The organism is Inconstantimicrobium porci, assembly GCF_009696465.1.
In the GTDB taxonomy this organism is placed as follows: domain Bacteria; phylum Bacillota; class Clostridia; order Clostridiales; family Clostridiaceae; genus Inconstantimicrobium; species Inconstantimicrobium porci.
Genome location: NZ_VULX01000012.1, coordinates 30,224 through 56,060, shown reverse-complemented (window position 1 = coordinate 56,060; position 25,837 = coordinate 30,224). Strand labels below are relative to the sequence as shown.

The window sequence follows — 25,837 nt, the reverse complement described above, 5'->3', positions numbered from 1 at the left end:
TATAATTTTAACAGAATAGGTTCATATTACATATTGATTTAACTTTCTGTAAACTTACGAATTTGTAAGTTTGAATACAAAATATACTTATGTCATAAGCATAAAACTCTCATATTTTTCTTATTAATTATAAAAGCCGATACATAAAATGTATCAGCTTTTATGAAAATATCTCATCTATTAAACATGACTTTGGAAAGATAACCACTACCCTGGTTCCTCTGTTTTCTTCAGATGAAATCATTATATTAAGTCCGAGCTTATCACATAGCTTCCTGCATAAATAAAGACCTATTCCTGTAGACTTTCCTGTCTTTCTGCCATTATCCCCTGTAAAGCCTTTTTCAAATACTCTATCTATATCCTTTTCATTTATGCCTATACCGTTATCTTCAATTATAAGTTCAACGCTGTCTTTCTTCTTATGAGAATATATCTTTATAATCCCATCATCTTCATGAGAGTACTTTACTGCATTAACAAGTATCTGATTAATGATAAATATTATCCATTTTTCATCACTATATATCTGCTCACTAATTTCACCAAAGTCCAGCTTTATCCTTTTATTAATAAAATATAGCGAATTACTTTTTATGCATTTCATAACTGAACTGCGTAAATCAAACTTTCTTACAACATAGTCTTTCTCGGTATCACTGCTCTTGGCATAATAAAGTACCTGCTCAACATATCTTTCTATACGCTTTATTTCATAACTTATCTTTAAATTGTAAGGATTATCATCACTGTTAGCAACAATCAGCTCTATTGATGAAATAGGTGTTTTTATCTCATGAATCCATGTCTCTATATACTCTTTGTATTCCTTCTGCTCATTTTCATATATTTTCACTTCTTGATGCATAGACTTGTCAGCATCTCTTAAAATGCTGCATATTACCTCTGCTTCCATAAAATCTTCTTCATCTATAATCTCAGGAAGAAGATATTTTCTATCAAGATCTTCGCTGACTGCAACAATATTATCAATATACCTCTTAAACTTTAAGCACTGATAAATCATGTATGTAATCAGCGGTATAAACCAGGCACAAACTAGAGAAACTACAGCAAAATAAGAAAACCCTGCAATAATCATCGTTGCTGAAACAATTATGCATAGTACAACATTAAGAATTATAAAAGGCAGCCTTTCTTTAAAATATCTATTTATACTCATGATATAATGTACCCCAGTCCTCTTCTTGTATCAATGATATTGCTTACACCAATGCTTTCAAGTTTCTTTCTAATTCTTGTCATATTCACAGATAGAGTGTTATCATCAACAAACATCTCACAATCCCATAAATACGTCATCAGAGATTCTCTTGAAACTATTTTCCCTTTGTTTTTAATCATATATGATAATATCTTAAGTTCATTCTTTGTTACTTCAATACTTTTATCATTAAATGATACAGTGCCGTTAAGTACATTAACCTTTATACCATTATATGTAATAACGTCACTCTGCATATTGCTTCTTTTACATCTCTTAAGTACTGCTGATATCCTTGCTAAGAGGATCTGCAAATTATAAGGCTTGGTTATAAAATCATCTGCACCAATATTCATGCTCATCAGTTCATCAAGATCGCTATCTCTACTTGTAACGACTATTATTGGCACATCTGAAATCTTTCTTACTTCCCTGCATACATAATATCCATCAAACATAGGAAGATTTATATCAAGCAATATCAAATCGGCATCAGCTTCTTTTATATAATCAATAATACTGCTGAAATCATCTGGTTTTTCAACATCATAGCCATTTCTTTTTAAAAAAGTATATAATTCATTTCTTATATTTTTATCATCTTCAACAATAACTATTTTAACCATTAGCACACCGCATTTCCTTCGTATATTAAATTTATTTATCTTGATTACCTATAATTTTTGTTATTTTACTCTCTCTAAGAAGTATAAAAGTAGGAATTAAATATATAGGAATAGTAATAAGCTTTATTAGTCCATATGATGATATAGACCCTGTAACTGACTGCATTGTAGATGCTCCTGCCACAAGAAAGGCTGCGAAATCATTTAATCCATGCAAGAAAGCCATTGACCATATATTTCTGCATCTTACATATACAGCTGCCAAATATGATCCTAATGCCATTACACAAATTACCTGCACTATTGTTCCTTGAAAAGACGCTCCTGCTAATATATTAGTAAGATGTATTAGTCCAAAAATAATACCTGCTGTAAATACAGTAATATAAATTTCCTTCTTACTATCCCCATACTTTTCTTTGAGTATGTTTACAACTATACCTCTGAAAACAAATTCTTCACATAACCCCACAGATACAGACATAATTAAAATATTAAATATCTCTGTAATTCCTATTTTATCTGAAAACACACTCATTATAAGTCCAATTGCAAATACATATAATGATAAACAAAGCAAAAACATACCTGTAAACAAACCTTTAAAGAACCCAGTTCCTTTTTCTTTTAAAAAATTTTTCATTTTAAGTTTATACATAATAAACACAGCAAATCCAATACATATCAGTTCTACAAGGGATTGTGACATCATGCTATCAAGCTTTAGAAAAGCTACTGCCAAGCCCACTAAATTAAAAAGTACCATATAAACAAATGCAAATAATACACAGAATACTATGCTGTGATTCTTTCTTAAATTATTTATTAACTTCACAAAGCCGCCCCCTTTTTCCTATATTTTACCATCTAATTGCTATATGCGCAATAGACTTAAGAAAGAGGGAGCTTACTATCAACACTAAATTTATGCAATTACCTGTTTCTTATTGAAAACATGACATAATACTAACATTATAATTATTGCAACAACTGCAAATGTTATTATTATATAAGGATAGATGACTGCTTTTCCAAAAACAGCAAATGAAAGATAACCTCTAAATATTTAGTAGACTTAGTGCTAGTGTATATCCATAATACTGATTCACACTCATATTAAAAATATTATATTCACCAAAACTGTTCATGGCGGCACCACCATTAGGCAGTCCAAGAATCATTGTACTTATCCTATTTATTACAGTTACGAAAGCAAAGATAATTATCGTATATAAAAGCGCTGCTATTATTTTCGCTGTATTTAATGATGTTCTTCCTTTTTTGGTACTCAAATTCAAATATGATACTCTAGTCGTATATTCCTTTGAATATATTGACGCTAGTCCTAATACAAGATATAATCAATAACAAATTTTTCATCTCTGCTTAACTTATCCTCATTTAGCCTTTTTTCCTGTGCTGACTCTAACAATTCCTGACTCTGCGCTGGTGAATATGCACTATTCTTATACTTTTCAACAACAGACAAAAATGTATCCTTACTGCCGAAATACTCATTTATTTTATTGTTGTCCTGATAAAGATTAATCAATATTGTTACACAGAGTGCTGCCATGACTATATAAATAAGCTTATTGCTGAATATCTTTTTAAGTTCAAACTTTATTAGATCTATCGCAGTTTCTCAGCTACCTCTCCAAAGTAATATAAAAACATATCTTCTAAAGTTGGTTTCTGTTCTACAGCTGATGCAGCAGGCTTTTCATCACTTACAATTCTAACTGTCACAAAGCCATTATCCATTGATGTTTTAGATATTTTATATTTATCCATAATATCGCCATACTTTTGTTCATCCACTATTAATGACCATACCTTCCCACGCATTTTATCAGTAATACCAGAAGTAGTATTTTTCTCAACGAGACTGCCCTGCTTCATGATAACGATTTCATTAGCAAGAAATTCTACATCAGAAACTATATGAGTTGAAAGTATAACTATCTTATCCTTAGACAGCCTTGCAATCATATTCTTAAACCTTATGCGCTCATTAGGATCAAGGCCAGCTGTAGGCTCATCAAGAATAAGTATTTTAGGATCATTTAAAAGTGCCTGTGCTATTCCAAGTCTTTCTTTCATTCCTTCTGAAAAACCTTTGATTTTTCTATTCCTGCCATTAATCATTATTATCCCTTCAGTAGGCTTAACAACATCAGCAATCATTCTCATAAGAGTTGTCTTACCAGAACCATTTGGTCCTAAAAGCCCATATATTCCTTCAAAAAGTGTAACATTAAAATTATTTACTGCTGTCTTGTCCTTAAACTTCTTTGTAATATTTTTTATCTCTAACTCCATAATATCTCCCCCTCATATCTGCTGTTAGTGTAAAGTTTCTTCACACTTTTTATTTTAAAATCTATTTATTAATCAAGGTTTCGGAAGTTTTTTTGCAAAAAAACAACGACCCCCTAATTTCATGTTACAATTGAATCGCTACAACCAAAATCCAACATGAAAGGATGTCGTTATTGTGGATTCAATTATAACTTATTTACTACTATATAATCAATATTTAATTAAAACTATTTATCAGCTTATAGGATTTATTGCTCAACATATTCCTCTTAAGCAAATGCAATTTGATGATTCAAACAGTCCTATATCAAAAGTTTAAAGTTGATAAACTGCCTATAATCAAGCGTTTTGAGCAGGTTGATTACAAACTGCTTTTAGCGTATTACAAGCATAAATATAATAAAATTATCAAGCCCGTCCAAAGATGTAACGGTAAAACTATTCCAGACAAAATTATCTGCCCTAAATGTGGTGCCACTCATGAATACATCTATAATAACAATGGTAGTAAAGACCAGTATCAATGTAAAGTCTGTGGCACTTCATTTCAAGAGTCTAATTTTGTTACAAAACCATTAGTTTTTAAATGCCCATACTGTGGTTCGACACTTACGGAACGTAAGGAACGAAAACACTTTAAAGTGCATAAGTGCACTAATGATAAGTGCTCATATTATCTTTCAAATTTAAAGAAACTTGATAAAAATATAAGTCATGCTGAAAAGTCACAATATAAGCTTCGTTATATTTACAGAGAGTTTACTATCAACTTCTTTAAGATGGATTTATACTCACTACCTAAGCGTGCTACAAACTTTAGCTTTAAGAAGTTTAATCCTCATATAATGGGCTTGTGCCTTACTTATCATGTGAATTTAAAACTTTCTACAAGACAGACTGCTCATGCTCTAAAAGAAGTTCACGGCATAGATATATCTCACACCATGGTTGCCAATTATGCATTAACAGCTGCTGCTGTTATAAAGCCGTTTGTAGATACTTTTGACTACAAACCATCAAAGATTCTATCTGCCGATGAAACCTATATCAAAGTTAAAGGTATTAAGCACTATGTGTGGATTGTAATGGATGCTTGTAAGAAATCTATTCTTGGATACCAAGTATCGGACACACGTGCCGTAGGGCCGTGTATTCTTGCTATGCGTATGGCTTTTGACAAGTTTAAAAACTTCCCAAACAAAACTCTTAAGTTCATTGCTGATGGTTATAGTGCATATCCACTTGCAAAACAGCAATTTGAATTAGAAGAAGAGAAATTCTTCGACTTAACTCAAGTCATTGGATTAACAAATGACGATCCTGTTTCAACAGAATTCAGATGGGTAAAACAAGTTGTAGAACGCCTAAACAGAACTTTCAAATCATCCTGTCGTGTTACTTGCGGATACAGCAGTGATGACGGTGCCCTTTACGGTTTTTCTTTATGGACTGCGTATTACAACTTTTTAAGACCTCATCCTTATAATTACTGGAAGCCCTTAAATGAGCTTAAAGAATTAGAGTTTGCCGAAAACATGCCTGCTAAATGGCAGATACTCATTAGCTTAGGTCAACAGACAATTCTTCAAATGAAAGATTAAGTTCATATTTCTAAAATAAGTAAGAAATATTTCTTCTTTATTTTTTCATACGAAACTTTACACTATCATATCTTTTATTATTCTGCTTCAATTGAAATAAATTTAAACTGTGTTACATCAAATAGTCCCATGTCAGTAAGTTTAAGTTCTGGAATTACAGCAAGTGACATAAAACATAGAGTCATCACAGGTTCAACACTTAAATTAACTTTAAGTACTTCATGAGCTATTTTATGGATGTTTCTAAGCTTCTCATCTACATATTCACCACTTTGGTCACTCATAAGTCCACCTATTGGCATCGGCATACTTTCTAATACTTCCTTATCTTTAACAAGTATCATTCCGCCGCTCTGATTTATGAGTTCATTTACAGCAAACTCCATATCATCATCATTTACACCAACAACAATTATGTTGTGAGAATCATGAGCTATTGAAAGCGCTACTGCTCCTTCCTTGATTCCATATCCCTTAAGAAGTGCACAGGCAACATTACCTGTATTCTGATGACGTTCAACAACAGCCACCTTTACAACATCTTCTTCCCGATTGTAAATATAGTTATTATCTTCATCTCTCTTAACTGTAACAACTTCCTTGCTTGTAACAACACCGCCTGGAAGAATATTAATAGCATAAGCTTTATCTGAATTGATAGTTAACTTAAGCTTTTCCTTAGAAAAATCCTTCACATGGAAACTTCCCTTAGTAGATGAGATATCATACTTATTTATTGGTAATCTATACTCACCATTTTCAGCTGCAAGCTTTCCTTCAATAAATACACTGCTTACATTAAAGTCTTTAAGATCATCTAGAAGTACTATATCAGCTCTTAACCCTGGTGCTATAGCTCCCCTGTCCTTAAGTTCATAACATTCAGCTGCATTTAAAGTTGCCATCTGAACTGCAGCAATAGCATCTATATTTTCTTCAACACACATTCTTAAGCTATTATCTAAATGTCCCACGCTTAAGATGGTCTTTGGCTGACAGTCATCAGCACAAAGAAGACATCTTCTGCTATTAGATGGAGTTACACCTTTAGCAAGATTTCTAAGATCATGGCATGCTGAACCCTGACGAAGCATAACATATAGTCCTCTGGCAATTCTGTTATGCATATCCTCCACTGTTGCACATTCATGATCAGTTCTTATTCTAGCTGCTGCATATGCATTAAGTTCATTTCCAGAAAGTCCAGGACTATGTCCATCAATAACTCTGTCTTCATTTTTAGCCGCCAGAAGTTTATTTAAAACTTCATCATCAGCACCAACAACTCCAGGAAAATTCATAAATTCGCCAAGACCATGAAGTTTGCCTGTTCGTAGTGGCTCCTTCATATCTTCTGAACTTATCACCGCTCCTGAATGTTCAAATGGTGTAGCTGGAACACATGATGGAAGCATCATCTTGATATCAAGTGCTGTTCCTTTAGCTGCATTAACCATATAATCAATACCTCTAAAACCACATACATTTGCTATTTCATGAGGATCGGCGATTATCGTTGTAGTACCATGTGGCACGATTAATCTTCCAAGTTCTTCAGGACTTACATAAGAAGATTCTATGTGTATATGACTATCGATAAAACCTGGTGCAGCGTATCTTCCGCATCCATCAACTTCCTTATTACCATGGTACTTTCCAACACCAGCTATTAAGTCATCACTTATTGCGATATCTCCTTCAGATACTGTACCGCTGTATACATCAATAACTTTGCAGTTTTTTATGACTACATCAGCAGGAATTCTTCCTGCTGATACATCTATTAACTTCTTAAGCTTGTTTTTTTCCATGTTAACTCTTTCCCCCTAAATAACTAATTTTCCATAAGTTCTAAAATAGGATCAAATGTATCAAGTGCTATACAGTCTACTGGTCCTACATCTGTAATTGCATAGTCTGGTATAGCTGTAATAGGTAAAAAGAACATGTACATTAATGGTTCTGGCAGTTCACAGCCAAGTTCGTTTGCCGCCTTATTAATAATATTTTCTAATCTTGCAATTTCTGCTGGTTCAAGGTCACTGGCAATTCCCCCAACTGGCAGTGGTAAAAACTCCATAACTTTTCCATCTGCAACAACAACCTGTCCACCACCATTTTCAATAAGGTGATTTACTGCTATTGACATATCTTCTGCATCTGCGCCCATTACGATAATGTTGTTATCATCAGGAGCAGCTGATGATGCCATAGCACCTTTTTTAAGCTTCCATCCTGAGCAGAATGCTAAAGACTTGTTACCATTACGTCCAAAACGTTCTAAAACAGAAACCATTAACACATCTTTATTAATATCAGGCTGAACAATTCCATCCTTAACATCAAGTACAACATCTCTTCTCTTACGCACAAATGGTCCCTTTACGTTCATTGATAATACTTTAGCTTTACCATCTTTAATGTCTACCTTGTATTCAAAGTCTTCCTTAGTAGTCTTCTTGCATTTAAGCTGGCTAGTTAAAACACTGCTTCTCTTAGGAGCTCTCAGTTCGTAACTTAATCTGCCATTTTCAGCTACAAGTTTTCCGTTTGTGATTACTTTTTCTACATTAAATGTATTTATGTCATCAACAAAAAGTATATCTGCTATTCTTCCAGGTGATATAGAACCTACTAAGTGGTCTATTCTATATGCTTCAGCACTATTAATAGTTGCCATCTGGATTGCAGTCATCGGCTCTACGCCTTCTTTTATAGCTAATCTTACAAGATTATCTAAATGACCTTTTTCTAAAACATCTGTTGCAGTCACATCATCTGTACAGAAGCTTACACGTCTTGCCAGATAAGGATTCACCTCTGTAACCGCTCTTATATTTTCTTTAAGGAAATGTGTTACTGAAGATTCACGGATAAGCATATGCATTCCTTTACGCATCTTCTCCACTACTTCTTCATGATCATAGCTTTCATGATCAAGTCTTACACCTGAACAAAGGTAGCCATTTAATTCTTTACCTCTTGCCATTGGTGCACATCCAAACACTGGCAGACGGTTTTTTGAAGCTTCTACAATTGCACCTAATGTATTTTCATCTTCTTCAGTTACTGCTTCACGCACTGTTTCCCATACCCCGAAACACTCTGGCCATTTCTGGACATTTTCATGAACTTCTTTTGTAAAATTATATGATACTGTTGATTGTGGAAATGTATATGGAGTTTTGTAAGGAGCACCCCAGAATACTTTAAGTGGACTTGCTTTGACTTCTTCGAATATTTCGTTAAGCCCTTCTAGACCTGATACTGATATGTATTCATCAAGATCTGATATCATGCTTGTTGTTCCACATGGAACTACTGCCTTTGCAAAGCTTGTTATGCTAAGTTTACTGCATTCGCTGTGTATGTGACCATCGATAAGCCCAGGAACAAGATACTTATTATCTGCATCGATAACTTTTGTATCTTCACCAATATAATCTTTGACTTCTCCTACAGCTACGATTGTATCTTCATAGATAGCAACATCAGCTTTATAGATTTCGCTTGTCATAACATTTACTAGATTACCATTTACTATTACAGTATGAGCCGGAACGATTCCTCTTCCAGCACGGATAAGTTGTTTTAGATTAGTCATTGTTTGTTTCATTTTTTTCCTCCAATAAATATGTAATTAGATACCCCGGCTAATTTAATAGCGAACCAGGTTTCCCGTCCTGCAGTTTGTATCCTGACGAATTTAATGGATTAAAATCAAATAATGAGAAAGAAAAATAACTTCCTATATAACGTTCGTGTTTTTGCTTTTTTTTAATTTTTTACAGTAAATATTTTTATAGATATTACGTATTGCTTATTTATATTTACGATAATTATTAATTTTATAAAGCTTAACATTCGCATTATTTGCTGCTATGATTTTTGCATAGATTATACTCTTATACAACAATTATTTTGTAAAAACTCAAATGTAGTACTTTTTAGTACGGCTTAAGCTCTTAATATTTTATACTTATTTATTTTCTCTACCTTCTAATATAATTCAACAGTGAAAATTAATTTAAAAATAAAGCAATTCATTTTTAACAATATTCAGATGATTCCAAATAGGTTTGCAGCAATATTTTCATTAATATATAATAATGTTGTTAAAATACATAATTTTAGGAGGTAGTTCATTTTGGATAATAATTTTAAACTCAGCACTATTCCTTATAAAAGATTTACTATAGAAGAATTTAAAAAAAGAGGCAGAGAGATTCTTAAGGAATTTAAGGAAGCTTCATCTGGCGAAGAACAATTTTCAGTTCACAAGAAATACTATCAACTGATTCAGGAAATGATGACAACTAAGATACTTGTACAACTTAGACATGACGGTGATGTTACTGATAAGTTCTATGAAGAAGAACAGGACTACTATGATGAGATCTCTCCAAAGGTCGAATCATTTGATACTGAATATAAAAAGCAACTTTACAATTCAAAATTCAGACCATATCTTGAAGAAAAGATAGGCAGCATTGCTTTTAAAGATATAGAATTTAATTTAAAATCATTCAATGACTCAATTATCTCTTTAAAGCAGGAAGAAAACTCTCTTACATCTCAGTATGCAAAATTAATAGCTCAGATAAAAATCGATTTTAGAGGTGAAAATTTAAATCTATCTCTTCTTTCAAAATATAAAACTTCAAAAGATAGAAATGTAAGAATAGAAGCAACTGAAGCCAGAAACAAAGCTTTATCAGAAATTAAGGATAAGTTTGATGACATTTATGACAAACTTGTAAAAAACAGAACAAAACAAGCTCAAATGCTTGGATACAAAAACTATGTAGAACTTGGCTATTATAACATGGGTAGAACTACTTACGGCATCAATGAAGTTCGCAAATTAAGAGACCAGGTAAAAAAATATCTTGTTCCATTTGCAGACAAAATTCATGAAGAAAGAAAAAAGAGACTTGGACTTAACAAACTTGATGCTATAGATGAAGGAATATACTTTAAGGAGGGTAATCCAGCTCCCTATGGTACTGCAGATGATATATTCAAAGCAGGAAAGAAAATGTACAGCGAATTGTCTCCTGAAACTAATGAATTTTTCAATTTCATGTTAGATCATGAGCTTTTTGATGTGCTTGGCAGGACAAACAAAGCTGCTGGTGGATATATGGATATGCTTTTCACATATAAAGCTCCTATAATCTTTGCTAACTTCAATGGTACAAATCATGATGTACATGTTATAACTCATGAAAGCGGCCATGCTTTCCAGGGTTATATCACTAGAAATGATGAAATCATGGAACATAACAATATTAAAATGGAAACTGCAGAAATACACTCAATGTCAATGGAATTCTTTACTGATAAGTGGGCTGAACTGTTCTTTAAAGACAAAGCTAATGACTTTGTAAAACTTCACTTTGAAGATTCTATTACATTTATTCCATATGGCTGTATGGTAGATGAATTCCAAGAAACAATCTATTCTAAGCCTGAGCTTACTAAGGAAGAAAGAAGATCTGTATGGCAGGACCTTGAAAGACAGTATCGTCCATATTTAAACTTTGAACATGATACATTCTCTGGGGAAGGCAGAAGATGGCAGCTTCAGACACATATATTTATGTCACCATTCTATTACATTGATTATGCAATTGCCCAAACTTGTGCACTGCAATTCAAAATCAAAATGGATGAAAATTATGAAGATGCATGGGCAAAATATCTTGCATTCTGTAAGGAATCTGCAAAAGACAGCCTTCAGAACATGCTTCGTAACGTAGGACTTAATAGCCCGTTTGATGAAAACTACATTAAAAATATAATTTCAGTATTAGAAAAAAATATAAAATAAAAAAGGCTCCTCATACAAGGAGTCTTTTTATAATATAGATATATTAATTTAAAGGTATTGTTATTTTGCCAACTTTTTGCCCGTTGTTCTTAACTATAACCTTAATGTTTTTACTATCTGTTGTAATTCCATAAGCCTGTGAAGCCTGACATTTACCACCAACAGGAATTCCTTTCATATGTCTATTGGTATCTGATATAGGGTATGTATCCAAAATATTTCCTTCATCGTCCATAATCTGAAAAGCGCTTGAACCTACGTATAAATCTCTTCCTGACATATCATAACTTTTGTTTTCATAAGTATAATCAAAATAAATAACCTTTTTTACATTTTTCTTGCTGAATTTGTTTCTTTCTTCAGTAGTTCGCACACCATCAAGAGTGAGGTTATAAACACCATACTTAGTTATTACCGCAAAAGGCTTTTTTAATGATATTTCAGTCATTGGAGTCTGAGAATAATCATTAGAAAAAGTACTATTCCTATTTGAATTTCCATAAGAACTACTTAATCCTGATCTTGTTTTACTTTTAATTGAATCTTCTAACTTTTCTATACTAGATGAATCAAAATTTAATACTAATTTAGTAAGCTCATCATTATCCTTTATCTCCCATTTCTTGCCATTCTTTATTAAATTAATATCCATTGTTCTTTCTTTAAATTTCGCTTCCCCTATAACTTCAGCAAAAACTTCATCAAACTTTTCATTTTTTTCTGATATTGTCATGTTTTTACCAAGTATTTGCATAGATAAAGCCTCAGAAAGCATCTTTTCAATAAACTTAGATAACATATTTTCTAAATCTGGTCCTTTTATCGTAACATTAACTTTAGCATTATCCCCATCAATAGTTTCTGAATTAATTTTGTAAGTTATTTTATTAACTGTTTGTACAAGTTTTACTGATGATTCTTTATATTTATCTACGAATTCACTTCCCTTTGAATCCTTATAATTATTAGAACCAAGAATTTCTGTAATATTTTCTTTCTTTAATTTCTGAATACTTTTTAGCCTTTTATCAACTACTCTCTTAGGACTAAGTGTCCCGCATCCTGCAAGCATTACTGTAAATATTACTACAGATAAAACTGCTACTATTTTTTTAGTAATTTTCATTTTTTAAGTTCCCCCCTTTAAAATACCGGCTAAATTAGTATATCATTCTCTTTTTAACCTCTCAAGCAAAAAACATCCATATATTACATTATTATTTCATTAATATGTTCCTGTAAAAAATAAAAAATGCAGAAAATTCAAAGTTTCTGCATTAAAAAAATTATTTTTTATTTTAGTATTGTCAGTTCTACCCTAGCCCCTCCAAGATACTCTGAGTTTGACAGATTAATAATTCCACCATGCTTATTCACAAAAGTCTGTGCTATGTAAAGTCCCATACCATAATGGTCTCTAGAATTTCTGCTTTTATCTCCCTGATAGAACTCTTCAGTTGCCATAGTCAGTTCTTCTTTCGAGAATCCTCTTCCTGAATCTTCGATTATAAAATGCATATATTTATCATCATTATATACAGAAAAAAGAATTCTGCCTCTCTTTGGAGTATACTGCACTGCATTTGATAACACATTCATGACAGCTCTCTTGACACATGAAATGTCTCCATTAAATGTTTCAGATACTTCTTTAACATCACTTGCAAACTTTACATTTTTGTTAAGGCACAGGAACTCTCCCTGCTTTATAATGTCATTGATGAATTCATACGAATTTATACTTTCTTTAACAATAGACTGTGACTGCTGTGATTTATTAATATCAATCAGCAATTTAATGTAAAATTCTATATTGCCTGACTCTTTTAATATAGAATCATTAAATTCCTTCTGTGTCTCAGTAAGATCAAGTTCATTTAACAGTTCTGAATTTCCTTTGATTATAGTAAGCGGTGTTTTTATATCATGAGCCAGTGCTGAAATCTGACTCTTTCTAGCCTCTTCTATTTTCCACTGTTTTTTAAGCGAATCGCTAAGCTCTTCCTTCATCTTATCAAGTGCAGAAATAACGTCGTTGATTTCTGTAATACCTGAGTACTGCACGTTAAAATCAAGGTTTTCCATAGCTACTTTTGCTGTAGTCTGTTTTAAAATATCCATTTCTTTATTAAGTCTTTTCCTGAATAGTCTTGATATAATAAATATTTCTATAATAAATACAACTATAAAACTATAATTATACATAACTTCACAATTTGGCAGATATCTGCGCAGTGTCTCATTAGCAAACTCTGCATTAAGTCTGTACTGAACAATACAAATGCCGTCTTTTCTTTCAATGTATTTATAAAGCTTCTTGCCATCAATTGTCTTATTGTTTTTAATCCTGTTCATCATATCAGTAGCTTTATCATCTGATACATTTGTTTCCATAAGTTTTCCTTTTGCATCATATACAGCATAACTACAACCACTAGGCATTACATCACTAACCTTATCAGCCTTTGAAATAGCCTCACGCTGAGTCTCAATGCTACGTTCGTAATAATTAGCTGGAAGTATCAATCCTGAATTGATAAACATTATAAACATAATAGAATAAAAGCCAACTAAAACAGCTGTAATAACACAGAACAAGATAATATATCCTGCAAATATTTTAGAAATACTTTTCTGCTTTCTTATTCCTGCCATTTGTATCCTATTCCCCATACAGTTTCTATTGGATTTATACACACACTCTTTAGCTTGCTTCTGATATTTTTGATATGCTCAACAATGGCAGAAATATCACTTTCTCCATCAAATCCATAAACCTTCTCGTAAATTCTGTCTTTTGAAAAGACCTGCCCATGATTTATAGCAAGAAGTTCACAAATAATATATTCACTTTTAGTAAATGGCAAAAGTTTATCATTATAATACGCTTCCTTAGCTAATAAGTTAAACTTAACTCCGCATGATAAAAAGACATTCTGCTTTTCTCTATGTTCACGTCTTAAATGTGCATTTACTCTTGCTCTTAATTCATTAATACCAAATGGCTTTGAAATATAGTCATCTCCACCTATGCTGAGACCTGTAACTATATCCTCTTCCATTGTCTTTGCTGTTAGGAATATAATCGGACAGTCTACAATATTTCTTATTTTTCTACATACTGAATAACCGTCAATTCCAGGCATCATCACATCAAGCAGGATAAGATCATATTTTAAATACTTTCCTTCATCAATAGTTAATGGATCAGTAACACATGTAACTTTGTGTCCTTCTCTTTCCAGTGCATGTTTTATAATAGTAAGTATTCCTTTTTCATCATCTATAGCAAGAATATCTGCCAATTTAATCACCTCATATTTTACAGTTAAACTTCTCCTCTTCCTTCAAAATAATTAAACCATATAGCCAGGAAAATTCCAACAACAATTGTAAATATAACACAATTAATAACTGCAGTATTATTTACACTTATGATGCTTCTTAAATTAAGTTTTACCGTATACTTACTAGGATAATTAATAATAAAATAGTTTTTAACAAGTCTTGACGCGAACCCGCAGGGTATATACTGCCAGATTCCTTCACCAAGTCCTGTATCAAGCAGTGTTGCAAAAAGACTTTCAAATACACCCATTCCAACTGAAGCACCGACTCCAAACTTGATGCTGAGCCATAAGTGAAAAATATAGAAAAATATCATAACTGCAAATACAATTAAAGATACTTTCATAAATAATCCAAGGTTTATAATTACCTTTTTATATACATACTTAAGTCCAGTATAAAAAACAAATACAGAAAGATAAAAAGAAATAAAACCGCAACTTACTAAAACAAGCAGCTTACTTAAAAGGCATTTAAACTTTCCATACTTTGAAGAAAGCATTTCTTTAAACCTTCCAGCTGCTACTTCTTTCTCAATAACTAATGAACATACAACTCCTATAATCAGTGGAAACCCCATTGATATTGTTTCTAAAAAACCAATTGCTGATCCAACGCCATCATTAGGCTTTGTTCCATAATAAATTACTAACATAGTTGCTACCACTACAGGTACAAGAGCATGAATATAATAATAAGATGTATTTTTAACTTTCAAGAGATCAGCTCTCATCAATCTAATTAAATCCATATTATCTAGCCTCCTGGTTCTCATACCACTTTGCTGTTAAAAATGAAAATAGAACAAATAGTATAATTGATACTGTTATGCCAAGAAAAATTGCATCTTTATTTAATAGTTCCTGCGAAAATGTAGCACTTTCAGGCACTGCCAACAGTCCATTAGGTAATATTTTGATAACTGGACACATAAGTCTTGCTGTATAAGATGTAGGCAGAAAACACCATGTTTTTTTTACTGCAATTATTATAGATACAACATCAAGAGCAAAACTGATAAGTATAGTAGGAAACATACCAATCTTTTTACCTGCAAACATTAATACTGGTATCTGCCACATAGTTGTTATAATCATAATTACTGCTGATGCAAATCCAGATAATAGTGGAATGTCAGATGCTGATTTAAACGGAAGCAGCGTTCTTGATAGCTGGCCAAATAAGAAAATTATAAAGCATGCTGCTGCGAGATTTTTTATTTCTACTAATATCTTTGACATCCAGACTTTTTTAAGGTCAACAGGAAGTCCAAGCACCGCCCTGTTTTTCTTTAGAACATCTATTCTCACAAGTAGACAGCAGCCTATAGAAAGTACAGCGGTTATGCCGGTAGTATACCACCAGTTATATATATCTACCTGAAAATAATCAACACAAAGAAAAATTGATAATACTATTATAATTATAGGTGCTAAATAAGTCATCTTATTAATAAATGTACGTTTTGTCTTTAAATTCTCTGACTTGAAATACTTATACATGACTATGCCTCCTTCCTGTACTTCTTTGCTACGCTCATAAATGTTTCTTCAAGGTTTTCACCTTTTCTTAGTTCAGATTCATAGCCTAATACTCCGCCAGAAATTATGCCGATATGGTCTGCAACCTGTTCTACTTCACCTAAAATATGACTTGATAAGATTACTGTTATTCCTTTCTTAGGAAAAGAACGTATAAGTTCTCTAAGCTCCTCTATCCCAAATGGATCTAGTCCATTTGTAGGCTCATCGAGAATCAGCAGTTTAGGACTGCTTAAAAGTGCTATAGCAATTCCAAGTCTCTGCTTCATTCCCATCGAAAACTGTCCTGCTTTCTTCTTTCCTGTATTTGTGAGGTTCACAATTTCAAGCACTTCATCTATTCTTAAGTCTGGAAGGTCAAGGACGATTGTCCTTATTTTAAGGTTTTCTCTTGCTGTCAGATTATCATATAATGGAGCTTCCTCAATTAATGATCCGATGTTTCTAAGATCATCTCTGCTCCATTTATGTCCATCAAAGATAATTTCTCCAGATGTTGGTCTGAACATGCCAGTAAGCATTTTAAGAAGTGTGGACTTACCAGCGCCATTAGGTCCTAAAAGTCCATAAATAGAATTTCTCCTAACATGGATAGATACATCTTTATTGGCATCCTGTCCTTTAAATCTCTTACATAAATCTCTTGTTTCTAAAATAATATCACTCATTTTGTATCCTCCTCATAACTTATGTTTAAATGGTAAAACTAAATTATAAGGATTTTATAAGGATTTTATTTCTACACTGAACTATAAGTTTAGTATAATTGCCCAGATTTTTCTCAACAAACTGAGCATCTCTTTCATTCCACATTCCCAGACTCTCAAAATTAGTTCCTTTTAATATATTGGTTATCTTTGGTTCACTGCCACTCCATAAAGGTCTCTCAGTCACCCTGCATTTCTGAAGGCTACTGCTTATAATAATTATGATAAGTAAATAAAGATAAATACTTAAAACATAAAATATCATGGCTATATTTTCACCGCAAAAAACAGCTGTATATGTTATAAAAGTTGGAAACAAACTTGCAATTATCAAAGCCGCCATAGATTTTTTCTTATTTTCAAACAAAATATCAGCTATTAAATATACTATAAAAACTGTTACTGTACTAAATGATATATTGATCATTTTCATTATTAGAATATTATGATATGGTGCAAGAAATTTAATAAACAACATATACTTGACAGTAAAAGTAAGATGAGGAAATCTTGCTATATACCCTAACCCCTTCATACCAGAAAAATCTCCTTTAATCATATCACCAGCTATATCGTACATCACCTTGAAATCTGAATTAGGATAACTACATGTATTTATATTCCATATAATCTTTAAAATCACTGATACAAAATAAATTTAATTGATTTGTCCAGCATTTTATTAATCACATGACTAAAATCACTCATTTTTTACTCCTTTATTAATTAATATAAAGACTCTCTCCTTATACAATTAATTTTAGAGCTCCATGTTATCAATACATATCGATTTTACTTTCTACAAGCTTACAATATCGTAAGAAAAAATCCAGAGTAAACTAATACTCTGGAATCAAAATTTATTATGTTTATTTAATACTATTAAACTCTATAATTCTTTCTCTCATATAAGGTTTTAAATCTGGGCACTGAAGTGCATATCCCAGCCACCTCCTGCTTTTAGCAGTTTCACCTTCATCCTGCAGAAATACTCCCATAAGATAGCATGCAGTCTGCAGTTCAAGACTGTTGCCAACTGGAAATTCTTCATTATTATAGGCAATATCAATATATTCAATAAACATTCTCCTGAATCTTGACATTTCCTCTTCATTCCCAACCAGCTTGTACAGCCAATATAACCTTAATGCAATAATAGCAATTTCCCCATACTTCTTGCTGTTTATGCATTTCTTATTTAGAAGAATCAGCTTATGCACTCTGATTGCAAATTCTGGCGAATACTCCTCAGGTATTTCCCAACCTTTCCAGTTTAGTTTATAAAGAGCTTCATAAAAGGCTTCATTTTCTGTAGGCTTATTAAATAACTGTACTGTATTTGCATATCCGCAGTGGTTGCAAAATCTTGCTTCATAAAGTAATGGATTTATCGTTTTATAATGTCTATATAAATCATAATCTACTTTACTCACTCTAAACGATGATGCTTTGTAATAAGGTTCTTCTGTTTCTTGTCCACAAATTGGACAAACTTCTTTTCTAATCAATATATCTTTGTTCATTTGTATCCCTATCCCTTCTTGTGAAGAATAAATCTTTTATTTTATGAAAAGAAAAATATTGAATTTTTCATAAATACTTCAATATAACTTCAACTAAAATTTTACAACATAATATCGTAAAATAAAAGTCATCAGCTAACTATTACAAATCAGCTGACGGCTTAATTATATATTTAATATTTTTATGATGTTATTTTATAATACTTCATTAAACAAATTATTATTTTTCTTGATATTTTCTTCATTTCCTACTACGCAACATATATTTTTATCCATAATTTCTTTCATCATAGGCGCATAGCTTTTTATTTCTGCAAGTGTAGTACTTAATATTTCATCTTTTTCTTTTTGCTTATATTCATCAGTTATTCCTGTTATATAATCTGTTACTGCTGCTAAAGCTTTCATTTCAGGAGTAAGTGGTTTATAGTTACTTCCAATAGTTCCAATAATGAAGTTATCCATATCATCTTTAGAAAGCTCAAGGTTTTCAAGGAATTTATAAGTTTCATTATAAACTTCAAAAGTCTTCTTTAAATTAGGATCCCTATATGAAGTAACACCTATGTTACCATTTCTACTTAGGAAAGTATAGCATCCATAAGCCCCCCCTTCACGACGAACCTTTGGATAATAATATTCACTATTTAATATATTGCATAATACACGCATACTACCACAGTATTTTCTACCAAGCTTAACTATATTATAACCTTTAACTACATACTGAAGACTGCTTTGTGTAATCACAGCATGAGAACCTGCTTTGCCTGTCTTCTTTATTAAATCATCTTTTAACTCACTAGATTGTAAACCTGTAAGTGCAGAATCTATGTTATCAATAACAGCCTTATTATCTTCCTTTTCACCGCATACAGAAACTATGAGATTCTTTTTATTAAACACTTTTTCAAAGATTGAAGAAAGTTTATTTATTACATCCTTACCACTTGTTTCATAATTCTTGACAATATCAGATATAAAATTAAAATAAGTCATTCCTTGAGTTTCTTCTACAAACTGTGATCCTAAGCTTACCATTGAACATATTCTCTTGATTCCAAATAAATTTCCGTTCTCAATTACACTTAACTCAAGCTTAGATTTAATTTCTCTTAAAACTTCCTTAAGTCTTACTTCATTATCAAATTTAGTTAATGTTATTATTTCATTAACAAGATTTAATGTTTTATCAATGTTGCTGCTTATTGTTTTGGCTCTTACTATAAGCTTTGGAATATACTCTGTATAGCTATCATGCTTCATATATACATCTACATATGATTCTATACCACCTGTAACTTCCGCCACTTCAGCGGATAGCTTAGAGTAATTCTTGTTTTCAGTATCTAGTTCTCCAAGTACATTACATAATAAAGCAATATACTTTACATCATCTTCAGAAAAGCCGCTTATATCAAACAAGAAGTCAATATATTCAATCTTACCAGTAAATAAATCATGACTTAAGAATGTAATATCATCCTTCTTAAAAATACTCTGAGGAAGTTTTTCAATATTCTTATCTACTTCACTTAAATCAAGTTTTGGCAAAGTCTTTTTATCTTCTTCACTATCTTTTCTACTCTGCTCTTTTCTTAAAGTTTCATTCTGAAGCTTTATCTTGTTCAATTCTTCTTCAGATAGGCTGTTCTTATATGCTTCAAGTTTATCTGCAAGCCTTTTTGCGTTTTTAGCAGCTAGTCCTTTTTTAGCACTTAATACAACAAGTGAGCAGTGTTTATTTTGAAGCATATTTTTCTTAATGAAATCTTCAAAATATCCATTCTTAACTTCTTCTTTAAGATGATTAATTACGCTGTCATATTTAAGAAGTGCTGTTGGATCACCATCATAAAGCCAGCTTTCAAGCACAAGTTCATTATATTGAAGTCCCTTGTATGGAGTAATTTCTCTTAATCTAAACTCAATAGTATTTATACATGAAGATAATAAGTCTCTATCTATCCCATCCATTACAAGCTTTTCTAAAGTGCTTAATATAACTTTCTTAAACTTCTCTTCATTTCCTTTAGCTGAATTCTTAACAACTATAGGCATTAAAAGCTGTTTAGTTGGATCCATGTTCATATCATCGCCTGTAACTAGTGATTCACCTATTCCTGCATCAAGAAGTGCCCTTTTTATTGGTGAAGCAGGTGATTCAATGAACATATTGTATAAAATCTTATGAGTAAGATATTCTAAAGGATTGCAGCTCTTGCCATAAGCAAAGTTTAATGCTAAGAATTCCTTATTATCATCTTCTTCATCTTCATTTATTGAATATGAGTTTCTCAAAACAACCATCTTATCACATGCTTCTGCATCATCTATAGCTGAAGACACTTCTATTTTGTCAAATTCATCAAGGTATTCCTCATTTATAAACTTCAGACATTTATCAAGATTCATATCACCATACAAATAAATATAGCTGTTTGATGGATGATAAAATCTGCTGTGGAATTTTTCAAAGTTTTCCTGTGTAAGCTGTGGTATTATATTAGGATCTCCACCAGAAATATTGTCATAAGTAGTTCCAGGGAAGAGGCTTGAATAAATATTATTGATGATTGTTTCTTCTGGAGAAGAAAGTGCTCCCATCATCTCACTATAAACAACTCCTTTGTATGAAAGTGTATTATCATCATTTAATTCATATCTCCAGCCTTCCTGCTTAAGTATGTTGTGATTTTCGTATATTTTTGGATGAAGCACTGCATCAAGATAAACATCCATAAGATTCATAAAATCCTTGTGGTTTCTGCTGCCTACTGGATAAATTGTCTTATCAGTATAAGTCATAGCGTTCATAAATGTATGTAGTGAACTCTTAGCTACATCACTAAACGGGTCACTTGTCCTAAATTTTCTTGAACCACATAGCACTGAATGTTCAAGGATATGTGCAACTCCTGTGCTGTCAAAAGGTGTTGTCCTGAATCCTATTGAAAATAGCTTATCATCATCGCTGTTAGCCAAATTTATCAGTCTAGCACCACTCTTTAAGTGTTCAAATATTTTTACAGTTGATTTTATTTCATCAATTTTTTCTTTTCTTAATAATTTAAATCCATGATATAAATTTCCTATAGTATATTCCATGTTATCAGCCCCCTTTTTTATTCTCAAAATCCAAACAATGGAATATATAAATTATAGATTAAAGGGTATTTTAATGTCAATTAAAATACCCCTCTTATAATTATATACTTTTCTTAAAATAACTAAAATAACTTACTCTTCTATAAATTCAATTACATCTTTATCAAGCTTAGAAATTCTAGCAAGGGAACATATATCATATCCCTTTTCTTCAAGTATTTCTCTTCCTGGCTGAAATGACTTTTCTATTACTATACCAATGCCAGATACCTTAGCTCCAGCTTCCTCAACTAGCCTTGCAGCACCTTTTGCTGCTTCTCCATTTGCTAAAAAGTCATCTATAATAAGCACCTTATCATTGCTATTTATATAATCTTTTGAAAGTGTAAGCTCATAATCACTATCCTTAGTAAATGAATGTACTGTAGTCTGATAAACTTCACCATTAAGTATTTTTGAAGTCTTCTTTTTTAAAGTAACCATTGGTAAATCCATCAAAAATGCTGTCATAACTGCTGGTGCAATACCAGAACTTTCAATAGTAAATATTTTTGTTATATTATGATTTTCAAAGTATTTCTTAAATTCCTCTCCTATATCATACATAAGCTTTGTATCTACCGCATGATTTAAAAAAGAATCAACTTTTAGAACTTCTTTTGAAAGAGCACGTCCCTCTTTTAATATTCTTTCTTCTAACTTTTTCATCAGTAATTCCTCCTACTTTTCTTTATCCTTTAATACAAGATTTAAAACTAAAGCTACAATAGTACCTGTTGATATTCCAGACGAGAAAATCATTTTTATTCCTTCTGGAAGCCCATTTAAGATTTCAGGCCTAAATGTTACGCCTAAACCCAATCCAATTGCAGTTGCAATAATAAGCATATTACGATTTGTCATCTTTACTTTACTTAATGTGTGTATTCCTGCTGCTGCAACAGTTCCAAACATAACAACACCTACTCCTCCAAGTACTGGATTTGGCATTATAGTTATTAATGCACTGAACTTAGGGAAGAATCCTAGAATTATTAATATAATACCAGCCATTACAGCAACAGCTCTGCTTGCTACCTTTGTAAGTGGTATTACTCCTACATTTTGACTGAATGAAGTATTTGGAAATGTTCCAACACATCCAGCAAGAAGACTTCCTATACCATCTGCAAGAACTCCTCGTCCAATAATATCATCATTGTGTTCTACCTTTGATACCTGACAAACAGCCTTAAGACATCCTACTGTCTCAATTGTTGTAACAAGATATGCAGGAATAAATGGAATAACATACTTTGGATTAAAATTTACACCATGTCCAAAGATTTTTGGCATTGAAAACCATGCTGCATTCTTGACAGCTGAAAAATCAACGATACCAAGAGGTATACATACTATGTATCCAACAACCATTCCTATAAGTATTGATGCTGTACTTGTTATTCCCTTTGAATAATGATTAAGCAAAAGTGTAAAAATCATAACTCCAATAGCTATCAAAATATTCATCATACTGCCATAATCAGCTGCACCACTTCCACCTGCTGCCCAGTCAATAGACACAGGAATAAGTGTAAGGCCTATAAGGGTTACTACTGTACCAGTAACTAATGATGGGAATAGCTTCATTAATGGTTTGATAAAGAAGCTTAATATAATTTCTATAAATGATCCTAAAATCGTAGCACCTAAAATTCCCGGAAGTCCTGCTGCTTGTCCAACGGCAATGCTTGGAGATACAAACGTAAAGTCTGTTCCCATAATACATGCAAGCCTTGAGCCTACCCTTCCTATACCTCTAGCTTGTATAACAGTTGCAATACCTGCAGCAAGTATTGTTGCACTCATAAGTGCAGTTGATGTTGCAATGTCAAATTTTAATGTACTTCCTATAACAATTGGAACTACAATTATTCCTCCAAAAGCTGCAAAAATATGCTGCATTCCAAGTAAGATAAGCATTGATAAACCTGGCTTATCATCAATACCATACATAAGTTTGATTTCATCTTTAGGGATTCTTGGTTTTAATTCTGATTCCATTTCTAAGTCTCCTACATTTTATATTACATAAAAAACTTTCACTAATTATTAAAATTTCACCTTTTTCAATGCACTTTCCTATGTAATAAAAAAGCACCTCATTCCTGAGGTGCTATCAATAAATAATCTTTTAATTATCTACTATATCGATTTCCTCATAGTCTGCTATTGTGGCTAGCAGGTAGAAACTTTCCGAGCCATTGAATCGGAATATATACGAAGTTTTATTATGTTAATGCAATTATACCATTGTAATTTTTATTTGTAAAACATAACTGTAGCACTTCAAAAAATTACAATAAATCTTAAGCACAGCTTATACTCAAAAATAATTTTTCAAGGAGTTCAAAATAAAAAACTGCTTACCATTGATTAAAATTCATTAAAATAATATACTTATATTTAGTGAAAATACTCATAAAATGAGAGGTCTAAATATGAATAAAAGAGAAGTAATGGAACTAAAAAAACGTTTTAAAAAAGACGATTGTACTTTTACAAGAATGTCTGGATGTTATGTAAGTGGCGAAAAACATATATTATTAAATTTTAATAGAACTTTTTTAAATCTTGATGAAGATGAATATTTCAAATACCTTGAAATAGCTAAAAAAGTTTTATCAGGTACTGTTGGCAATAACCTTCTTGAACTTGAATTCCCTAACTCTGAGGAAGCTGAAGGCGGAAGACAGCATTCACTTATGGCATTAAAAAGAAGTGCTCTAAAAAATGAAGCTCTCCTAGACAGTTTTTATCAAACAATAATAGATAGTTACGACTATGCTGGCAACTATCTTATAGTATTATTCCATGATGTTTATGATGTAATGACAAAGACAAGTGATAACTCAAAACTTGATGAATCTGAAGAAATATTTGAATATATACTTTGTGCAATATGCCCTGTAGAACTTTCAAAGCCTGGTCTTAGCTACTTTGAAGATGATAACAGAATAGGTGCACGTGTAAGAGACTGGGTAGTCGATGCCCCTGTTAATGGATTCTTATTCCCTGCATTCACAGATAGAAGTGCAGATATTCATTCTGTTATGTATTACACAAAAAATGCAAAAGACTCACATCCTGAATTTATGGAAGAAGGCCTTGGCTGCATATCAAGACAAACTGCAACTGAACAAAAAGAAACATTTAGCAACATAGTACGTACTGCTGTTGGCGGAGATGAAAAGCAGACAGAAAAAGTCCTAATGGAGATTCAGGAAAATATCAGCAACTTAATTGATGAGCATAATACATGTCATGATAAAGATAGTGAACCAGCAGTACTTACTAATGACAAAATAACAAGCATCCTTACTGATGCGGGACTTCCTGAGGAAATAAGTGATAAAATTGAAAAGAGCTACACAGAAAAGTTTGGTGAAATGCCACCAGTAGCAGAGCACTTAATTGATTCAAAAGCGCTTGCTGCAAATGAACAGAAGAAAAAAGAGCAACATCTTGTTCAACAGGTTCAAATCCTACAAGACAAACTAGAAAAAACAGCCATTGAAGCTAAGGAGCATATGGAAGCTGCTGCAAAGATTGAGAATGAAGTTTCAATTCAAGAAGATGTAAATGGTGAAAATGAAAACACTGATACTTCTGCATTAAATTATGATGTTGTAGTTAAAGTAAAACCTCAAAAACTTTCCGAAATAAAATCTCAGGTAATAGACGGAAAGAAATGCATCGTAATCCCAATGGATGAAGACGAACAAGCAAACGTAAATGGCGTAAACACTGTACTTTAAAATATTCATTATAGTTAAAATATTTTTCTTACGCTATAAATAAACATCTAGTTAACTGTTAATTTTGAAATTAGTTCAGAAAGCAGAACGAAGAATGCAGAGAATATGAATGCAACAACATCAACACACATAATCTTTTCTAAAGTTGATGTTAATACAGACATAGATTCATTTAATTTTTAAAATAAAAACAAGCAGTCCAATAA

Annotated in this window: 21 protein-coding genes, 1 pseudogene and 1 riboswitch; of the genes and pseudogenes, 3 read left to right on the top strand and 19 right to left on the bottom strand. The window is 32.0% G+C overall.

Annotated elements, in window-relative coordinates; all coding sequences use genetic code 11:
* Positions 1-160: 160 nt before the first annotated feature.
* The 6 genes from FYJ33_RS09335 to FYJ33_RS09310 form a co-directional block, all read right to left on the bottom strand.
* Positions 161-1,183 (bottom strand): sensor histidine kinase, encoded by a 1,023-nt coding sequence (locus tag FYJ33_RS09335; RefSeq protein WP_154531481.1) that lies wholly within the window; start codon positions 1,181-1,183, stop codon positions 161-163.
* On the bottom strand, positions 1,180-1,851 hold the full coding sequence (locus tag FYJ33_RS09330; protein ID WP_154531480.1) for a response regulator transcription factor: 672 nt from the start codon (positions 1,849-1,851) through the stop codon (positions 1,180-1,182). The genes FYJ33_RS09335 and FYJ33_RS09330 overlap by 4 nt, the downstream gene beginning before the upstream one ends.
* A 31-nt stretch (positions 1,852-1,882) precedes the next feature.
* A complete protein-coding gene (locus FYJ33_RS16870) occupies positions 1,883-2,686 on the bottom strand; it encodes a CPBP family intramembrane glutamic endopeptidase (protein WP_154531479.1) in 804 nt (267 codons plus the stop codon).
* 223 nt (positions 2,687-2,909) lie between these two features.
* On the bottom strand, positions 2,910-3,143 hold the full coding sequence (locus FYJ33_RS09320) for a hypothetical protein (RefSeq protein ID WP_154531478.1): 234 nt from the start codon (positions 3,141-3,143) through the stop codon (positions 2,910-2,912).
* Positions 3,144-3,196: 53 nt separating this feature from the next.
* Entirely contained in the window at positions 3,197-3,427 is a 231-nt protein-coding gene (locus FYJ33_RS09315; RefSeq protein ID WP_154531477.1) for a hypothetical protein, read from the bottom strand.
* A 56-nt stretch (positions 3,428-3,483) separates the two neighbouring features.
* The gene (locus FYJ33_RS09310) at positions 3,484-4,173 is read right to left on the bottom strand and encodes an ATP-binding cassette domain-containing protein (protein ID WP_154531476.1); all 690 of its coding nucleotides are present in this window, start codon (positions 4,171-4,173) and stop codon (positions 3,484-3,486) included.
* A 175-nt stretch (positions 4,174-4,348) separates the two neighbouring features.
* On the opposite strand from FYJ33_RS09310, the pseudogene FYJ33_RS09305 reads away from it, so the two are divergent.
* A pseudogene (locus FYJ33_RS09305) lies at positions 4,349-5,774 on the top strand (DDE-type integrase/transposase/recombinase).
* 77 nt (positions 5,775-5,851) lie between these two features.
* On the opposite strand, the gene ade reads toward FYJ33_RS09305, so the two are convergent.
* Positions 5,852-7,585 (bottom strand): adenine deaminase, encoded by a 1,734-nt coding sequence (gene ade, locus FYJ33_RS09300; RefSeq protein ID WP_154531475.1) that lies wholly within the window; start codon positions 7,583-7,585, stop codon positions 5,852-5,854.
* Between the two features lie 23 nt (positions 7,586-7,608).
* Complete coding sequence (locus tag FYJ33_RS09295; RefSeq protein WP_154531474.1) at positions 7,609-9,390, bottom strand: adenine deaminase; 1,782 nt, start codon at positions 9,388-9,390, stop codon at positions 7,609-7,611.
* A gap of 531 nt (positions 9,391-9,921) precedes the next feature.
* Here FYJ33_RS09295 and FYJ33_RS09290 point away from each other — a divergent pair.
* Entirely contained in the window at positions 9,922-11,607 is a 1,686-nt protein-coding gene (locus FYJ33_RS09290; RefSeq protein WP_154531473.1) for a M3 family oligoendopeptidase, read from the top strand.
* Between the two features lie 43 nt (positions 11,608-11,650).
* On the opposite strand, the gene FYJ33_RS09285 is transcribed toward FYJ33_RS09290, so the two are convergent.
* The 11 genes from FYJ33_RS09285 to FYJ33_RS09235 all read right to left on the bottom strand — a co-directional run bounded on the left by FYJ33_RS09285 (position 11,651) and on the right by FYJ33_RS09235 (position 23,877).
* A complete protein-coding gene (locus FYJ33_RS09285) occupies positions 11,651-12,733 on the bottom strand; it encodes a hypothetical protein (RefSeq protein WP_154531472.1) in 1,083 nt (360 codons plus the stop codon).
* Between the two features lie 167 nt (positions 12,734-12,900).
* Positions 12,901-14,262: a HAMP domain-containing sensor histidine kinase gene (locus FYJ33_RS09280; RefSeq protein WP_154531471.1), complete on the bottom strand. Its 1,362-nt coding sequence runs from the start codon at positions 14,260-14,262 to the stop codon at positions 12,901-12,903.
* Positions 14,250-14,912 (bottom strand): response regulator transcription factor, encoded by a 663-nt coding sequence (locus FYJ33_RS09275; protein WP_154531470.1) that lies wholly within the window; start codon positions 14,910-14,912, stop codon positions 14,250-14,252. Before FYJ33_RS09275 ends, FYJ33_RS09280 begins: the two co-directional genes overlap by 13 nt.
* A gap of 23 nt (positions 14,913-14,935) precedes the next feature.
* Positions 14,936-15,706 (bottom strand): lantibiotic immunity ABC transporter MutG family permease subunit, encoded by a 771-nt coding sequence (locus FYJ33_RS09270; protein WP_206046660.1) that lies wholly within the window; start codon positions 15,704-15,706, stop codon positions 14,936-14,938.
* Between the two features lies 1 nt (position 15,707).
* Entirely contained in the window at positions 15,708-16,457 is a 750-nt protein-coding gene (locus tag FYJ33_RS09265) for a lantibiotic immunity ABC transporter MutE/EpiE family permease subunit (protein WP_154531468.1), read from the bottom strand.
* 2 nt (positions 16,458-16,459) lie between these two features.
* Positions 16,460-17,164 (bottom strand): lantibiotic protection ABC transporter ATP-binding protein, encoded by a 705-nt coding sequence (locus FYJ33_RS09260; protein WP_154531467.1) that lies wholly within the window; start codon positions 17,162-17,164, stop codon positions 16,460-16,462.
* Between the two features lie 43 nt (positions 17,165-17,207).
* On the bottom strand, positions 17,208-17,846 hold the full coding sequence (locus FYJ33_RS09255) for a hypothetical protein (protein WP_154531466.1): 639 nt from the start codon (positions 17,844-17,846) through the stop codon (positions 17,208-17,210).
* 226 nt (positions 17,847-18,072) lie between these two features.
* Positions 18,073-18,726 (bottom strand): DUF2225 domain-containing protein, encoded by a 654-nt coding sequence (locus tag FYJ33_RS09250; protein ID WP_154531465.1) that lies wholly within the window; start codon positions 18,724-18,726, stop codon positions 18,073-18,075.
* 195 nt (positions 18,727-18,921) lie between these two features.
* Positions 18,922-21,834, bottom strand: coding sequence for an insulinase family protein (locus tag FYJ33_RS09245; RefSeq protein WP_154531464.1), 2,913 nt, complete (start codon positions 21,832-21,834; stop codon positions 18,922-18,924).
* Positions 21,835-21,966: 132 nt separating this feature from the next.
* On the bottom strand, positions 21,967-22,542 hold the full coding sequence (locus FYJ33_RS09240) for a xanthine phosphoribosyltransferase (protein ID WP_154531463.1): 576 nt from the start codon (positions 22,540-22,542) through the stop codon (positions 21,967-21,969).
* Between the two features lie 12 nt (positions 22,543-22,554).
* Positions 22,555-23,877, bottom strand: a complete 1,323-nt coding sequence (locus FYJ33_RS09235; protein WP_154531462.1) for a uracil-xanthine permease family protein — start codon at positions 23,875-23,877, stop codon at positions 22,555-22,557.
* Positions 23,878-24,015: 138 nt separating this feature from the next.
* Positions 24,016-24,117, bottom strand: a riboswitch (purine riboswitch).
* 197 nt (positions 24,118-24,314) lie between these two features.
* On the opposite strand from FYJ33_RS09235, the gene FYJ33_RS09230 reads away from it, so the two are divergent.
* Positions 24,315-25,631: a DUF4317 domain-containing protein gene (locus FYJ33_RS09230; protein ID WP_154531461.1), complete on the top strand. Its 1,317-nt coding sequence runs from the start codon at positions 24,315-24,317 to the stop codon at positions 25,629-25,631.
* Positions 25,632-25,837 lie beyond the last annotated feature (206 nt).

What these genes read in the sequence shown, in the direction of transcription:
- FYJ33_RS09335 (WP_154531481.1), bottom strand. Translation starts at nt 1,183, where the DNA reads ATGAGTATAAATAGATATTTTAAAGAAAGGCTGCCTTTTATAATTCTT.
- FYJ33_RS09330 (WP_154531480.1), bottom strand. Translation starts at nt 1,851, where the DNA reads ATGGTTAAAATAGTTATTGTTGAAGATGATAAAAATATAAGAAATGAA.
- FYJ33_RS09315 (WP_154531477.1), bottom strand. Translation starts at nt 3,427, where the DNA reads ATGGCAGCACTCTGTGTAACAATATTGATTAATCTTTATCAGGACAAC.
- FYJ33_RS09310 (WP_154531476.1), bottom strand. Translation starts at nt 4,173, where the DNA reads ATGGAGTTAGAGATAAAAAATATTACAAAGAAGTTTAAGGACAAGACA.
- ade (WP_154531475.1), bottom strand. Translation starts at nt 7,585, where the DNA reads ATGGAAAAAAACAAGCTTAAGAAGTTAATAGATGTATCAGCAGGAAGA.
- FYJ33_RS09295 (WP_154531474.1), bottom strand. Translation starts at nt 9,390, where the DNA reads ATGAAACAAACAATGACTAATCTAAAACAACTTATCCGTGCTGGAAGA.
- FYJ33_RS09285 (WP_154531472.1), bottom strand. Translation starts at nt 12,733, where the DNA reads ATGAAAATTACTAAAAAAATAGTAGCAGTTTTATCTGTAGTAATATTT.
- FYJ33_RS09280 (WP_154531471.1), bottom strand. Translation starts at nt 14,262, where the DNA reads ATGGCAGGAATAAGAAAGCAGAAAAGTATTTCTAAAATATTTGCAGGA.
- FYJ33_RS09270 (WP_206046660.1), bottom strand. Translation starts at nt 15,706, where the DNA reads ATGGATTTAATTAGATTGATGAGAGCTGATCTCTTGAAAGTTAAAAAT.
- FYJ33_RS09265 (WP_154531468.1), bottom strand. Translation starts at nt 16,457, where the DNA reads ATGTATAAGTATTTCAAGTCAGAGAATTTAAAGACAAAACGTACATTT.
- FYJ33_RS09260 (WP_154531467.1), bottom strand. Translation starts at nt 17,164, where the DNA reads ATGAGTGATATTATTTTAGAAACAAGAGATTTATGTAAGAGATTTAAA.
- FYJ33_RS09250 (WP_154531465.1), bottom strand. Translation starts at nt 18,726, where the DNA reads ATGAACAAAGATATATTGATTAGAAAAGAAGTTTGTCCAATTTGTGGA.
- FYJ33_RS09245 (WP_154531464.1), bottom strand. Translation starts at nt 21,834, where the DNA reads ATGGAATATACTATAGGAAATTTATATCATGGATTTAAATTATTAAGA.
- FYJ33_RS09240 (WP_154531463.1), bottom strand. Translation starts at nt 22,542, where the DNA reads ATGAAAAAGTTAGAAGAAAGAATATTAAAAGAGGGACGTGCTCTTTCA.
- FYJ33_RS09235 (WP_154531462.1), bottom strand. Translation starts at nt 23,877, where the DNA reads ATGGAATCAGAATTAAAACCAAGAATCCCTAAAGATGAAATCAAACTT.
- FYJ33_RS09230 (WP_154531461.1), top strand. Translation starts at nt 24,315, where the DNA reads ATGAATAAAAGAGAAGTAATGGAACTAAAAAAACGTTTTAAAAAAGAC.